12 protein-coding genes and 2 pseudogenes are annotated in these 14,195 nt (G+C 69.5%); 7 read left to right on the forward strand and 7 right to left on the reverse strand.

Translation table 11 applies throughout. The annotated features are described in order from the left end of the window. Positions 1-260, reverse strand: a 260-nt coding sequence (locus tag ACSDR0_RS23025; protein ID WP_435290938.1) for an RICIN domain-containing protein, incomplete at its 3' end; no start/stop codon positions are given. Positions 261-1,578: 1,318 nt separating this feature from the next. After that, a pseudogene (locus tag ACSDR0_RS23030) lies at positions 1,579-1,719 on the reverse strand (IS5/IS1182 family transposase); the annotation flags it as partial. A gap of 424 nt (positions 1,720-2,143) precedes the next feature. Here ACSDR0_RS23030 and ACSDR0_RS23035 point away from each other — a divergent pair. Continuing rightward, positions 2,144-2,674 carry a hypothetical protein gene (locus tag ACSDR0_RS23035; protein WP_435290939.1) on the forward strand — a complete coding sequence of 177 codons (531 nt, stop codon included), beginning with the start codon at positions 2,144-2,146 and terminating at the stop codon, positions 2,672-2,674. Between the two features lie 51 nt (positions 2,675-2,725). Here the strand turns inward: ACSDR0_RS23035 and ACSDR0_RS23040 are convergent, their stop codons facing one another. Next, positions 2,726-3,535, reverse strand: a complete 810-nt coding sequence (locus ACSDR0_RS23040; RefSeq protein WP_435290940.1) for a PrsW family intramembrane metalloprotease — start codon at positions 3,533-3,535, stop codon at positions 2,726-2,728. Between ACSDR0_RS23040 and ACSDR0_RS23045 the strand changes: the two genes are divergently transcribed. Further along, positions 3,514-3,840, forward strand: coding sequence for a hypothetical protein (locus tag ACSDR0_RS23045; RefSeq protein ID WP_435290941.1), 327 nt, complete (start codon positions 3,514-3,516; stop codon positions 3,838-3,840). The two genes, ACSDR0_RS23040 and ACSDR0_RS23045, sit on opposite strands and share 22 nt — an antisense overlap. A gap of 194 nt (positions 3,841-4,034) precedes the next feature. Beyond that, the gene (locus ACSDR0_RS23050) at positions 4,035-5,261 is read left to right on the forward strand and encodes an MFS transporter (RefSeq protein WP_435290942.1); all 1,227 of its coding nucleotides are present in this window, start codon (positions 4,035-4,037) and stop codon (positions 5,259-5,261) included. Positions 5,262-5,458: 197 nt separating this feature from the next. Here the strand turns inward: ACSDR0_RS23050 and ACSDR0_RS23055 are convergent, their stop codons facing one another. Next, the gene (locus ACSDR0_RS23055) at positions 5,459-6,454 is read right to left on the reverse strand and encodes a helix-turn-helix transcriptional regulator (RefSeq protein ID WP_435290943.1); all 996 of its coding nucleotides are present in this window, start codon (positions 6,452-6,454) and stop codon (positions 5,459-5,461) included. Positions 6,455-6,634: 180 nt separating this feature from the next. Between ACSDR0_RS23055 and ACSDR0_RS23060 the strand changes: the two genes are divergently transcribed. Beyond that, entirely contained in the window at positions 6,635-7,096 is a 462-nt protein-coding gene (locus ACSDR0_RS23060) for a VOC family protein (RefSeq protein WP_435290944.1), read from the forward strand. A gap of 160 nt (positions 7,097-7,256) precedes the next feature. Here the strand turns inward: ACSDR0_RS23060 and ACSDR0_RS23065 are convergent, their stop codons facing one another. Together ACSDR0_RS23065 and ACSDR0_RS23070 are read right to left on the reverse strand one after the other, a co-directional pair. Next, the gene (locus tag ACSDR0_RS23065; RefSeq protein ID WP_435290945.1) at positions 7,257-7,628 is read right to left on the reverse strand and encodes a DUF4267 domain-containing protein; all 372 of its coding nucleotides are present in this window, start codon (positions 7,626-7,628) and stop codon (positions 7,257-7,259) included. Positions 7,629-7,797: 169 nt separating this feature from the next. Continuing rightward, positions 7,798-8,067: pseudogene (locus ACSDR0_RS23070) on the reverse strand (hypothetical protein); the annotation flags it as partial. On the opposite strand from ACSDR0_RS23070, the gene ACSDR0_RS23075 reads away from it, so the two are divergent. From ACSDR0_RS23075 to ACSDR0_RS23085, 3 genes are all read left to right on the forward strand, one after another. After that, positions 8,066-11,488, forward strand: coding sequence for an ATP-binding protein (locus ACSDR0_RS23075; RefSeq protein ID WP_435290946.1), 3,423 nt, complete (start codon positions 8,066-8,068; stop codon positions 11,486-11,488). The pseudogene ACSDR0_RS23070 and the gene ACSDR0_RS23075 overlap by 2 nt on opposite strands. 485 nt (positions 11,489-11,973) lie before the next feature. After that, entirely contained in the window at positions 11,974-12,495 is a 522-nt protein-coding gene (locus tag ACSDR0_RS23080; protein ID WP_435290947.1) for a SigE family RNA polymerase sigma factor, read from the forward strand. A 23-nt stretch (positions 12,496-12,518) separates the two neighbouring features. Continuing rightward, positions 12,519-13,400, forward strand: coding sequence for a hypothetical protein (locus ACSDR0_RS23085; RefSeq protein WP_435290948.1), 882 nt, complete (start codon positions 12,519-12,521; stop codon positions 13,398-13,400). A gap of 323 nt (positions 13,401-13,723) precedes the next feature. Here the strand turns inward: ACSDR0_RS23085 and ACSDR0_RS23090 are convergent, their stop codons facing one another. Then, positions 13,724-14,158: a MarR family winged helix-turn-helix transcriptional regulator gene (locus ACSDR0_RS23090; RefSeq protein ID WP_435290949.1), complete on the reverse strand. Its 435-nt coding sequence runs from the start codon at positions 14,156-14,158 to the stop codon at positions 13,724-13,726. Positions 14,159-14,195: the final 37 nt, after the last annotated feature.

The following is a 14,195-nucleotide window of genomic DNA, read 5'->3' on the forward strand; positions in this document are numbered from 1 at the left end:
CCCGAGTCGACGAACTGCCACTGCTGCTGGTTGCCGTTGTTACGGGCCCACTGGGTGATGCGGGCGCCGTCGTTGGTGGCGAGGTTGTAGACGTCCAGGGCCTTGCCGCTGGTGCGGTTGACCAGGACGTACCAGGCGTTGGTGTCGACGGTCGCCGCGTTCGCGGAAGGGTTGGCGAGGGAGAGCAGGGCGCCGGTGAGCACGACCGACGTGATGACGGCGATCAACACGCGCAGGCGATTTCGCCTGGTAGGACGCATGATTCTCCTTTCAGGAACTTGTTAGCGTTAACATTTCGGTCGTCAAGCCATCCGGAAGGTGGTGTTCTGCCGGTCCGCGGCGCCTGACGAGGCACCGATCGGGTCGATGCGCGACACGTGGCCCTGCGCCGCAGCGGTGGGCCGGGAAGTTGTTACCGCTAACATTTGAGGTTCCAGATCTCCATGGCCTGCTCCTGAGGGGGGTGATGTCGCGGAGTACATCCGACTGGTCGACCGGCGTCAACGAGCCGCGATACTCGCTGACCTGAGCGTCGCCGTCGGCACGCTTCCCTGCCTGGACATTCGTCCGGGGAGAGATCGTCTGACGGCGCCTGCGCAAGTGAAAGTTTCACAGAAGTTACGACTTGGCAACCGTAAGTTTCGGACTTAATTCCACTAACTTTCGTGACCCGGCTGTCAGATGCCTTCCGATCGGCGTCCGGCACTCGTCGGATCAACGGTCGAAGCGCTGCTCGGAGGAGAGCCCTCGCGGCGGCCGCGAACAGCGAAAACGATCATGATCGGGTACCGCGGGACACCCTGACGCGCCTCCGGCACGATCGCGACCGAGAGGCCGAGGGGCCGGGGCCCCTACCACCGGCTCGGTGCCACCTGCTGATCGAGATGGGCGCCACGACGGCCGCCATGGTGATCCACCTGGTCCGGGAAACAGCTTCGGCGCAAGCGTGTCGGCTCGAGAGCCGAGCTCGTCGTCCGCGAGAGCGCGGCCGCCCCAGGAGGGGGCGAAAACTTTCCCGAATCTTACGTAAGCTTCTGGCGGAGCGATTGACACCGCCATGACACGGACCTAGCGTTGATCGCGGCAAAGTTAGCGCAAACAGTCGCGTTGAAGATGATTTTTACCGCCTTCCGGTCACCGCGCCAAGAGGTCGATCAGGGTTCGCAGGTTGAGGGCGGCGGCGCGGGTGCGGAGCCAGGCGTTGTTCTTGAGGGTGCCGATGTGGCGTGATCACCGGCTGCCGTGAGCGACGATCCAGGCGGTGGCGCGTTCGACGGGGGCCGCCGGCGCCGGTAGTTGTCTGCCAGACCGGATCGGTGGCGGCCTGCCCGCACGGTGTCGACGTCCGGCTGCCCGTGCGGAGCGTCCGCACCACCGCGGCCGCCAGGCCCCGCGGCGGCATACCCGGACGGCGGGCGGCTCTGTCGCGGTCCGGGAGCCGGGCGATGCCGAGACGATGCCGAACCTGACAACGCCCGCGCCGTGGGAGCCGATCGCGGTCCTGGTCACCGCCGGCAACATCTCCGACTGCGCCGCCGCTGGGTCGCCGAGCGCACCCTCGGCTGGTTGATGCTCCACCGCCAGCACCAGGAGCGCTTGCTGGGCCGGGTCTAACCGTCGCCATCGGCAGCGGCGTTCAATACGTCGCGTCCGGATGAGGTCGGCCAGGCGGGCCAGGGTGTGGTTGGACAGCGGAATCGAGGCACGATAAGGCAGCAACGAGGCTCCCGGTTGGGGCATCGGATCTTGATCGACTGCTGTCCCACCGGGAGCCTCCTCTCATCCGCCACTTCTCCGCGCCGCCCCATTGCGACCTGCGCCGTCAGGATGGAAAGAGCTCAGTGGCTTGGACTGGGCGGGATCGCCCGACAACCTGCCCGGCGGCGACCTGAGTGTTCGCATCTACCGATTCACACGCTTCGATCTATGACTTCAGGATGAAGGACCCATGTAGGGATAAAGTTATCGCCAGTTCAACATAAGTAACATTTCCGGCTTATCTGAAAAAGTGGTCATTTCTTCTTATTTATTAACATTTGGCACCGATGACGTGCGCCCCTGGGGAACCAAAGTCAAGGACTGTGCGTTTCTCCTTTAGGCCAGAAGCAATCCACCCATTCGCACCCAGATCCAAGGAGTAGAGATGGTCGATCCGAGCATCGCTTATCAATTGGAGATCGTCAGGTGGCATATATCGCGTAGCGACGCTCAACGGGCTGGGCTGTGGACTCGCGCGGCGGCGGTTCTGAGTGCTAATACCCTGGTGATCGCGGGTGCTGCACTGATGTTGACCCTGGGGGCCAGATCATCGAGTGGAAGCTTGATCGCCGCACTGGCAGCGCTTGCTTTTGTTCTTGTATCCACTTTTGAGGTCATGCGTCTGATCGCCGCAGCTAGAGATTGGAGCAAGAGCTTTCCGGCAGCAGACTCTCCAGTTCCCCTGATCTTCTGCCTGTCAGATACAGCAAAAGTCTCAGAGACGTTTTCCAACTTTCGTGAGATCATCGCAGGCCGGACTCCCGAAAAAGAACTATATGCAGGTATATCTGAATTATGGAGGATTAGTATTCTCCATAGAAATCGCACATATCAGCTTAGGCGAGCAGCTCGCTGGCTCATACTGAGTATAGCTTCCTTGGTGATCTCCGGGGCTCTCGCCGTACTAGTCTTATAGCCTGGCTTGTAGACCTCGCCACGGCCAAGAGTCGACTGCCTGCTTCACTCCTTAAGCTTTTTTCGTCTTGAACCCGCAGCCCATAATGGGCGAACCGACGGAGAAGAGCGTACAAATCGCCGCCGGGCAGGTCGTTGAGCACTCCCACTCGGTCCGAACAGCCCCACCCGGCCCTCTACAGGGAGGCTCACTGGGGAGGACGGAAAAGGATCCATGATCCACGTCGCCATGATCGACCTCATGCTCCGCCGCCTCACCCGCGAATTCCCCCAACATGGCGAAACGCCTGAAACCTAAGCCAGACGAAACTCTGATCATCTTCCCCTCGCGGTTGCGCAGCACGAGCGCCACGATCAGCGTCGCGAGGAACACCGGCACCATCACGGCTCCGTAGATCTTGTAGATCAGGAACGGATCGCCTCCAGCGAGTGATGACCAGTCCCACACACCGTGCAGCGTGATCGCCACGAGCAGGCCCGCGAGAGCGAGCCCCACGCGTGCGGCCCCGCCGCGCCTGCTCACGGCGGCGATGCCGAGCCCGGACACCGCGACCATGAGCGGGTGGAAGAACGGCACCATCACCACGCGCAGGAAGAGGCTGGCGCCGAGCACGGCGACCGCGTTCACGTCGGATGTGTCCGATGCGGCGAAGGTGGTGATGATGCGGCCGAAGTAGAGGATGTTCTCCGTGAAGGAGAATCCGGCGCCGGCGAGTCCCGCGTAGACGATGCCGTCGAGCAGACCGGTGATCCGCCCGCGGCGACAGATCAGCAGCCATACCAGGAACAGGCCCTTGAAGACCTCCTCGGTGACAGGGGTGATCACGAGCGGGCGAAACCATGCGCCGAAGTCGGTGCCCACGGTGGTGTCGACAAGCGCTTGGAGCCCTCCTTTTACGAGACTACGAGCCAGACGACGCGACCGACGAGTTCGACACGCTCCCGCCCGACGCCGACGAGGAGAGACGCGAACGGCTCGCGCGACGCATCGCTCCGCAGACGCTCGCGCTGATCGAAAAGCACCCGGCGCCGCCGCAGATCACCGAGCAAGCGACATCCGGGCAAAAAGCGGCAGCCGGCACCGTCATCGAAGCGTTGCTCGATCTCTACAACCCGGCACAGCTCGACGTGCTCGTACGCGTCTGGAGATCGACAGGCCTGATCTGAGCCCATCTTCACAGGGCGCCCTCTCTGCCGGTTGAGCGCCGGCGATGTCTTCCGGGGGAGCGCCACCGCCGCCTGGGTTCCCGAGGCGAGGAGCCGGCCCACGTTGCCGCCGGCGAACGCGGGCGCCCTCACATGGCGCGTAGACGCGAAAACACGTTGCCGTGGACGCTCGTGAAACGTATGGTCTTGCGCTCGTGATCACAATCGTGGAGCGAGTCCTGCCCGCCCGGCTGGGGACAGGATTCCGGTGGTTGCTGGCCTCGAGCTGGCTGACGAATCTCGGCGACGGGATCGCGGCCGCGGCGGGCCCGCTGCTGATCGCGACGTTGACCCGCGACCCGCTGATGATTTCACTGTCGGCCCTGGTGGGCTGGGCTCCGCCACTGCTGTTCAGCCTGTATGCGGGCGTGCTGTCGGATCGGTACGACCGGCGCAGGATCGTGCTCGTCGCGAACGCGGCGCGGGCCGTGGTGCTGGCGGCGCTCGTCGCGCTCATGGTGACCGGCACCGTGACCGTGGCGACGGCCCTGGTGGCGCTCACGCTCCGATCCATCGCCGAGGTGTTCGCCGACAACGCGACGGCCACGCTGACCCCCATGATGGTCGGCAAGGACGATCTCGTCATCGCCAACGCCCGCCTGGGCACGGGGTTCATCACGCTCAATCAGCTCGCCGGGCCGCCGATCGGCGCGGCACTGTTCGGCCTAGGCCTGACCTGGCCGTTCGCGGGCCAGCTGCTCCTGGTGGTGGCGGGGATCGTCCTGGTCTCCCGGATCACGCTACCGCCGCACAGCCGGCAGGGCGACGATCTCAGGCCCAACACCGTACGGGAACTGATCGCCGGGTTCAGCTGGACCGTCCAGCACGCGGCGGTCCGCACGCTGGCGCTCACCATTCTGATCTTCAACTTCACGTTCGGCGCGGCCTGGTCGGTTCTCGTCCTCTACACCCAGGAGCAGCTCGGCCTCGGCGCCCTGGGCTTCGCCCTGATGACCACCATCGGCGGGATCGGCGGCTTGATCGGCACCGGCCTGTACGGGGCCATCACCCGCAGGGTGAGCCTCGGCGCCCTGATGCGGATCGGACTCATCATCGAGACGTTCACTCACCTGGGCCTGGCCCTGACCCATTCGCCATGGGTCGCCGGAGGCATCTTCCTGGCCTTCGGCGCACACGCCTTCATCTGGGGCACGACCTCGGTCACCGTCCGCCAGCGCGCGGTCCCGCGCGAACTGCAGGGCCGAGTGGGCAGCGTCAACACCGTCTGCGTCTACGCCGGCCTGGTGGTCGGCTCGTTGATCGGCGGCCTCCTGGCCACCCGCTTCGGTGTCGCGGCGCCCTTCTGGTTCGCCTTCGCCGGTTCGGCGGTGTTCGTGGTGCTGCTGTGGCGGCAGCTCAAGCTCATCGCCCACGACGACTGAGCCAGCACCGCATCGCGCCGATCACGTTGACGGCGTGGACGCGGGCGAAGCCGGCGGTGGCCGGTTCACCGGCCGGGGAAAGCGGGGCTTCGGGGGAGCGGCGGCTGGAAGCGCTGGTCAGGGGCGGCCGCGGGGGCGCTTGCGCGCGGGTGGGATCGGCAGGGGCACGGCGCCGGGGACGACAGCGGAGGGCCGAGTCAGGATGTCGGCGATGTGATGCCGTGGCCGACTGCGATTCTGGTGAATCGGCGGGCGAGGTGTGCGAAGGCGCCGGTGAGTTCGTCGGGGCCGATGACTTCGATGTCGGCGTCGTAGCGGGCGATGGCGGCGGCGAGGCTGGGCCAGGACCAGGACCCGAGGGTGAGCCGGCAGCGGTAGGGGCTGATCTCCTCGACGAGTCCGTCGCGGGTGTAGAGGGCCACGGTGGCGGCGGGCAGGTCGAGGATCACCGTGCCCTGGCAGGGCCAGTCGCCCAAGGCGTCGCCGGAGCCGCGGAACGTGCCGGTGACGAAGGTGGCGGCGTCTCCTCCGGGCAGTACGCGTGGAGTGAACCGGGGCCCGTTGGGGGTGCGCGGGATGATCCGGTCGGCGCGGAAGATGCGCCAGTCGTCGCGGCCGAGATCCCAGGCGATGAGGTACCAGCGCCCGTCCCAGGTGATGACGTGGTGGGGTTCGACGCGGCGCGGGGATTCGTCCGTGGCCCCGGCACCGTAGTCGAAGCGCAGGATCTCGCGGGCGTGGACGGCGGCGCTGATGGTCAGGAGCACATCACCGTCGACCGGGGTGGCCGGCCGGGTGAGGGGTCGTTCGACGGCGGTGACGCGCAGCGCGTCGATGCGGTGCCGGAGCCGGGAGGGCATGACCTGCCGGATGGTGTTCAGTGCCCGTTCGGCGGGTTCGGCGAGGCCGTTGCCGGAGGTGGTGGCGGCGATCTGCAGGGCGATGGTGAGGGCGACGGCCTGTTCGTCGTCGAACAGCAGCGGAGGTAGTTCGGTGCCGGCGCCGAGCCGGTAGCCGCCGTCAGGGCCTTTGACGGCGGCGATGGGGTAGCCGAGCTCGCGGAGCCGGTCGACGTCGCGGCGCACGGTGCGCAGGCTGACGTCCAGGCGATCGGCCAGCACCGTGCCGGACCAGTCCCGGCGGGTCTGCAGCAGCGACAGCAGGGCCAGCAGGCGGGCAGAAGTCTTCGGCATGAACCTGATTCTGCCCACAGTAGGTGCCACACCCTGTCACCTACCCCTGCGAATCTTCGTCTCGAACCGGTCAGCCACCCGATTCGGCCGCCCGCCACCCTCTTCCCGGCTCTCTCGAATGAGACCTGAGGGCCCATACCAGGCGTACCGCGCCCGGAAAATCAACAAGGAGTCACCAGCATGGCCATCTCCACCACCACCCACCTGAACTTCCGCGGCGACGCCCGCGCGGCGCTGGAGTTCTACCAGACCGTGTTCGGCGGCCACCTCACCACCATCGCCTACGGCGACTTCGGCATGCCGAAGGAACTGCCCGACGCCGACAAGATCGTCTTCGGCCAGGTCACGGCCGACAACGGCTTCAGCATCATGGCCTACGACGTGCCCGGCCAGGCACCGGCCGCCACCGCGCCCGCCGCCACCACCCGCGAGCACGGCATGACACTGACCGGCGAGCGGTTCTTCGTGTCCGTCCGCGGCGAAACCGCCGATGAGGTCGGCGCGCTGTGGGACAAGCTCGCCGACGGCGCCGACCTCATCGAGAAGTACGGCCCGTCGCGGTGGGCCCCGGGCTTCGGGATGCTGACCGACCGCTTCGGCGTCACCTGGATCCTCGACGTCGCCGCCCCGTACGCCGGCTGACCACCAACGCATCCATCCGGTCCGAGGCGGCCTTCCCAGGCCGCCTCGGACCACCCGGCCCTCCGCCTTTCGAAGGAACAGATCATCCGCACCCGCCCCCCGGCCGAACCGGCATCAAGGCCGGCCCCCACCGCGTGGCCTGTTTCTTGTCGTACTCGGTTCAGATGGCGAAGAGCAGGGCGGCGCTGATGAGCACGATCACGGCGGTGGCGAAGTGGATGCCGAAGGCCGTCGCCTTGGTGCCGCCGTGACGCAGGACGATGAGGGTGTCACCGAGGGGGTTGAGGGCGACGACCAGCATGAACCATCCCGCGGCGTGGGCGCCCGCGAAGGCCAGCAGCGCGAGGCCGAGGATGCCGTAGCTGAAGTCGCGCAGGCCCTTGACGGTCAGATACGCGGCGTCCCCGTCCGGCTTGGCCGGAACGCCGTAGCCGGCGGCCGCGGCGCGGGGCACCAGCAGGAACCGCACGCCGATGAAGACGACGAAGACGTCGAGCGAAATGGCCAGGCCGTACGCGATGGGGGTGAGCATTGTCTTCTCCTTGGGTGAAAGGTGAGTTCGACGCCGGGAGGCGGTTCAGCCGCGGACGCGCCGGATGTGGCGGGCGTAGCGAGGCCGGCCGACGGCGTGCCAGATCGACCCGGGCCAGCAGGAGCGGCCAGAGAAGCTCGTCCTCGCCGTTGTGATGGTTGTGCAGCCCGAGCCGGTAGTCGCGGAAGTGGTCGGCGAGTACCCGGGCGCGGGCGGTGTCACCCGGGGCGACCGCCGCGATGAGTCCGGCGAGCAGCCGCGCCTCGCGGCGGAGGGCGCGGTGGACGACCACCATCTCGTGGGTGTTGACGGTCATGGGGGTCTGCCTTTCGTCGGTTCCCGGCGCTGTGAACAGACTCCGCCGGGGGTCTTGGAGGCCATTTGGAGTCGTCATGGAACCGGGCGGCCCCGGGCGGGTGGCTACGATGTGCGGCGTCATGGTCTTGATCAGGGTGCTCGGCTCCTTCGCGGCGGAGACCGGCGGCGTCGCGGTCCCCCTCGGAGGACCGCGGCAGCGCGGGGTCCTCGCCCTGCTGGTGGCCGCGCGCGGGCAGGTCGTGTCGGTCGACCGGCTGATCGACGACCTGTGGCGCGGCGAACCCCCCGCCAGGGCCGTGACCTCCCTGCAGGCGTACGTGTCCAACCTGCGGCGGCTGCTGGAGCCCGGACGGCCGCCGCGGGCTCCCGCCCGGCTCCTGGTCAGCGCACCTCCCGGTTATGCGCTGCGCCTCCCGCCGGAAGCGGTGGACGCCTGGCGCTTCGAGGATCTGCTGAGCGAGGCCCGCGCGGTCACGGCCGACGACCCGGTGGCCGCCAGGGCCCTGCTGGCCGAGGCGCTGGGGCTGTGGCGGGGACCGGCGTTCGCCGAGGTGGCCGACGAGCCGTGGGCCACCGACGAGACGGCTCGCCTCGGCGAGCTGCGACTGGCCGCACAGGAACTTCACGTGGCGACCGGCCTGTACGCGGGAGATGTCGCCACGGTGGTGCCCGAGGCCGGGCGCCTCACCCGCGACGAGCCGTTGCGGGAGGAGGGCTGGCGGCTGCACGCCCTGGCCCTGTGGGGCAGCGGACGGCAGGCCGACGCGCTGGCGGCGCTCCGCCGCGCGCGGGAGATCTTCGCGACGGACCTCGGCCTCGATCCCGGCCCGCAGCTGGCCGCGCTCGAAGAGGCGATCCTCACGCAGCGCATGGAGGTGCTGCGCGCCTCGGTGCCGGGTCCGGGGGAGCGGCCATCGGTTCTCATACGCGAGAGGGCGCCCGTCCGGCCGTCGCCGGCCGCGACTGCGGTGCCGCCGCGCGACCGAACCCGGGGCGCGCTCCCAGGCGCGCCCGCGGCGGAGCCGTTCGTCGGGCGTGACGCCGAACTGTCGGCGCTGGTCGCGACCGCGACCACGGCGGCCACCACCGCGGGACCTCGGGTCGCGCTGGTGACGGGAGAGGCGGGGCTGGGGAAGTCCGCACTGCTCGGGCGGCTGACCGAGCGCCTGGAGCAGGACGGTTGGCTCGTCGCCACCGGTCGCTGCCCCGACACCGAAAGCGCCCCACCGGCGTGGGCCTGGGCAGAGGTGTCGCGTGGGCTGGCCGAAAGCGTGCCCCCGTCCGGGGAATTCGCCACCGACCTCGCACCGCTGCTGACCGATACGGCGAACACAGGCGGCGCCGACGCCACCGAAGGACGGTTCCGGCTCCACCGGGCGGTGTGGTCCTGGCTCGCGGCGGTGGCCCGGGAGCGTCCGCTGGCCGTCGTCCTCGACGACCTCCACTGGGCCGACGCCCAGACCCTCGCGATGCTGAGCGGTGTCGCCGGGGTGCGTGCTCCGATTCTCCTCGTGGCCGCCTACCGCCCCGACGAGGTCGGCGGGCAGCTCACCGAGGCCCTCGCCGTCCTCGCCCGGTCCGCGCCGCTGCGACTTCCCTTGGCGGGACTGCCCGAGCAGGCCGTGGCGCAGCTCGTCCGCGAGGTGTGCGCCACCGACGACGCGACCGTGGCCGCGCTGGCCGAGCGGACCGGCGGCAATCCCTTCTACGTGCGCGAGAGCGCCCGGCTGTTGAGCAGCGAGGGCGCCCTGGTGGCACTGTCCGACGTGCCCGAAGGGGTACGGGACGTGCTGCGGCGTCGGCTTGCCCGCCTCCCCGAGCCGGCGGTCGCCGTGCTGCGGCTGGCGGCGGTCGCCGGACGGGAGGCGGAGGTGGACGTCCTCGTGGGCGCCGCCGACACCGATGAGGACGGCGTGCTGGACGCGCTCGAAGCCGGTCTCATCGCCGGGCTGCTGATCGAACCCGGTCCGGGCCGGGTTCGGTTCGTTCACGCGCTCGTCCGGGACACGCTCGTCGCCGATGTGAGCCGGCTGCGGGCCACCCGGATGCACGGGCGGATCGCCGCCGCCCTGGACCGCGCCGGCCTCGGCGACGATCCGGCCGGGCTCGCGGCACTGGCTCATCACTACAGCCGGGCGGCGTCGGCGGCGACCGCGGCGAAGGCCGTGCAGTACGGCGTGCGGGCCGCCGAACCGGCCGAGGCCCGGTACGCCCATGACGTGGCCGTCGCCCTGCTCACCGACGCGGTGGCGAGCTTCGACCGGATCCCCCGCCAGGACCGCGATCCGAGCGATCGCGTCGCCCTGCTCGGCAGGCTGCTCCGGGCCCAGGTGCGGGCCGGCGCGGTCGCGGCCGCCCGAAAGACCCGGCAGCGAGCCGTGGAGTTCGCCGAGTCGGCCCACCGCGATGACCTGATGATCGCCGCGTTCACGGCGTGGACCGAGCCGACCCCTTGGCAGACCCGCCCGTACGGTGTCGTGGACCGGCCCATGGTGACGCGGCTGAGCCGCCTGCTCGCGCGGCCCGATCTTGATCCGGCGGATCGGTGCCGGTTGCTGGTGGCCTATGCCCATGAGCTGATCGGCGAGGCCGATCCGACGGCGCGGGCCGCCGCCGAGGAGGCTCTCGCCCTCTCCGCCACCCTCGGCGACCCCCGGCTGAGGGCATCCGCGATCGCGGCCCTGGCCCGCGATCAGAACGGCCTCGAACTGCCCGGGCGGGCCGAACTGTGCCGGGAACTCACCGCGATCGGCATCGAGCACGACCTGCCCGCGTACCGCGTGACCGGGCTCCTCGTGCAGGCCAACGCGGCCGCCGCGATGAACGACGTGCCGGCGCTGCGCCGGCTGATCGGCGAGACGCTGGAGCCGGCCCGCGCCTACCGGATGGCCGAGGCGGTCGGTGCCTGCGAATGCGCGCTGGCGATGTTCGCACACGTCGAAGGGAGGTTCGACGAAGCGGAGCGGCTCTACACCGAGACGGCCGAGCGGATGGCCCGGCACGGCTCACTGCACGCCACCGGCTACCTCCAGCTCGCGCTGGCCGCCGTTCAGGCCTCGCGCGGACGCATCGCCGAGTCCGTCCCCGCCGCCCAGGCGCTGCTCGACGACCACGGCCCGTTCTTCGCCGATCTGCTCGCCGTGGCGCTGGCCGCCGGCGGCCGGACCGAGGAGGCCCGGCGGATCCGCGAGCAGGCCGTGGCGATCCGCCCCGACTTCTTCTTCGCGCTCTTCGCGACGCTCCGGGCGATGGCCGTGGTGGCGCTCGACGAACGGGACGCCGCGGCGGAGCTGTACGCGACCCTGCTGCCCCACCGAGACGGCCCGCCCGCCGGAGCCACGAGCCTGTCGCTGGCCCTGCGCCCGGTCGCGCACACACTCGGCGAGCTGGCCCTGCTGCTGGGCCGCGACGAGGAGGCGGCCGACCACTTCACCCGGTCGGCCACCATCGCCGAGCTGTGGGGGGCGGCGCACTGGGCCACCGAGGCGCGCGAGGCCCTGGCGGCACTCGAGAGCCGCCCCGCGCGACCACCTCGCCGCTAGGAGCTGTTCAGAGTTCGGATCACGTGGTTGAGGTGAGGAGCTTCAGCCACAGGATCGAGCCTCGGAGGTGGAGTCCGGCCTCGGAGCTTTCCGGGGCTTTGTCGTAGCGGGTGGCCAGAGCGCGCCAGGTCTTGATCTGCCTCGCCGGGCGGTCGGATGTTGTGACAACCTCGATCCCACCTGGTCGTCGCCGTACCGCTGGTGGTGGCCGTGCCGGGGAGCGTGTTCGCCGTACCGGGCGACAAGTCCCGATCAGGCGGCGCCGCGATCCCCACCCCACCCCGGGCCTGGCTCGGATCGCCGCGGCGGCCGAGGCTCGCCGGCGCTCGTCAGGCCACCTGTCCGGGGTGATTGTCGTGCGTAGCGGAAATTTCTCGATACTTCATGCTCTTCCGGTCAACCCGGGGTGTGGCCCAGGGAGTGTCAGGGGTGGCTTTCACCGAAGAGATTTCACCGACGAGATTTCACCGACGAGAGGAGACCGGGTGGACGCGGATTTCGTGGACTTCGTGCGGCACCGGGGCGACCACCACCTGAAAACGGCGGTCCTGCTCACCGGGGACTGGCACACGGCCGAGGATCTCCTGCAGTCCTGCCTCGGCAAGCTGTACCGGGTGTGGCATCGGCTGGACACCAGCAGTGAACCGGACGCCTACCTGCGCCGCATCCTGGTCAACACCCATCGATCCTGGTGGCGTGCCCGGTGGCGCCGTGAGATCCCGCGCGCCGACCTGCCCGACCTGCCCGGCCTCGGGGACGGGGGAGAGGCCCGGGCGGTGGCCGAGGACGTCCGGAACGCGCTGGCGAGGCTGCCGGTCAGGCAGCGGACGGCTCTGGTGCTGCGCTTCTTCGTGGACCTGCCGGAGACGGAGGTCGCCGATCTGATGGGCTGTTCGGCGGGAACGGTCAAAACCCACACGCATCGCGGCCTGCGGGCGATGCGGCGGATGATCTCGCCGGACACCGTGGTCAACCGAACCGAGGCACAGGGGAGTGGGATCCGGTGAGACACCACCACGAGGAGCCGTTCATGAACGAGAGAGAAATCCGCGCACTGCTCGTCAGGGCCACCGAGGATCGGCCGGCGGGCATCGACCTCATGCCCGCGATACCGGCACCGGCGGCCGCGACGCCGAGGCGGGGACCGGCCCGGGTCCTGGTCCCGATCGCCTCGATGGGCGTCGCGGCCGCGGTGGGGGTGGTCGCGTTGTTCCTGCCGGCGGGCCAGCCCTCGGCGCAGGCCCAGGTGGCCGCCGCGGCCGAGAACACCAGCCGGGAGAGCTACCGGATCCACAGCACCAGCGGTGCCAAGACCTTCGACGGCGCCTTCGACCCCGCCCAGCGCGTGGGCGTCATCACCAGGGCCGGGGACGGGGCCGAAACCCGGTTCATCGGCGACCTGATGTACGTCCGGCAGCAGCGCGAGGGAAAGTGGATGGTCTCCGCGCGCATCGAGGAGGAGCTGAAGAACGCTCCGCAGGTTGTCGCCCTGGTCAAGCTCGCTCCACTGGACCCTCAGGCGGCCCTGCGACGACTCCGTTCGGCCACCGACGTCCGTGAGGACGGCTCCGCCTCCGGCCAGGGCTGGACCGGCCAGAGGTTCACGTTCTCGCTGAAGGATGAGAGGGAGCCCGGCCTCAAGGAGGCCGTGGACGGGGCGGCGGAGATCACGGGAGCCGTGAACGTGGACGAGCAGGGACGGGTCCGGCGGCTGGAAGTCGTCTTCGGCGGCACCGGCCAGCGAAACGTCCTGGACTTCAAGGACTTCGGCACCCCGGTGACGGTCACGGCCCCGCCCGCCGACCAGGTGGAGCAGCCGCCGACCGGCGAGCCGAAGCACAAGGTGGACCGGATGCCGGCGGGCACGCCGGACCACAAGCCCGCCGAAACGCCGATCGTCAAGAACCCCTGACCGGCCGTCCGGCACCCGTCGGCCGCGCGCCCGGGCCGGGGCGGATGTCGCTCCGGCCCGGGCGCGAGAGGTCCGGCGGCTCACGGCCGGAGCGGTCCGGCGGGCACCGGCGGCTCGAAGACGGCGCAAGGCCGGCGCCAGGGCGCCGCTGAGCCGTACCGCGGACCGGCTACCAACCTCGACGACTTCCTCTCGGTCATCTACTCCTGGCCGACTGACAGACGTCCTTCGAAAGTGATCGTGAAGACATCGAAGGTGGCCTTCGACCGGGTGGGTTGGTAGCCGCGGCCGGGTTCTCGCTCCTTGCTTCTTGCGGCAGTGTGTCAGGCGTCGAAGGCCGCGTCGATGGCGTCGAGGAGTTTGCCCAGGTCTGCCAGTTGCTCGCTGTCCAGCGTCCCGAATATCTCGCGCAGGACGCGTTCGCCCGCCGCCGTACCGGCGGCCAGCGCTCTGGCGCCCTCGGGGGTGAGGCTGACGAGTTTGGACCGCCCGTCCCCGGGATCCGCCGCCCGTTCGATCAGTCCCTCGCGCTCCAGGGCCTCGACGGACTGGGTGACCGACCGGGGGGCGTGACCGAGTTCCCGCGCCAGTGACGACTGCCGCATGACACCGCGCCCATCGAGCACCCGCAGGACCTTCGTACGGGCCAATGACAGTCCTCCGGCCGTCATGCCGTCGTCGACGACCTTGCGCAGGCGGTATCCGAGCGACAGGTACCGCAGGCCGATCTCCGCGGGCGTCGCCATCCGGTCCTTCATGGTCGTCTCCTCTCGCCGTCACTCAATTGGTGAGGTA

Source organism: Streptosporangium sp. G11 (assembly GCF_051192615.1).
In the GTDB taxonomy this organism is placed as follows: Bacteria; Actinomycetota; Actinomycetes; order Streptosporangiales; family Streptosporangiaceae; genus Streptosporangium.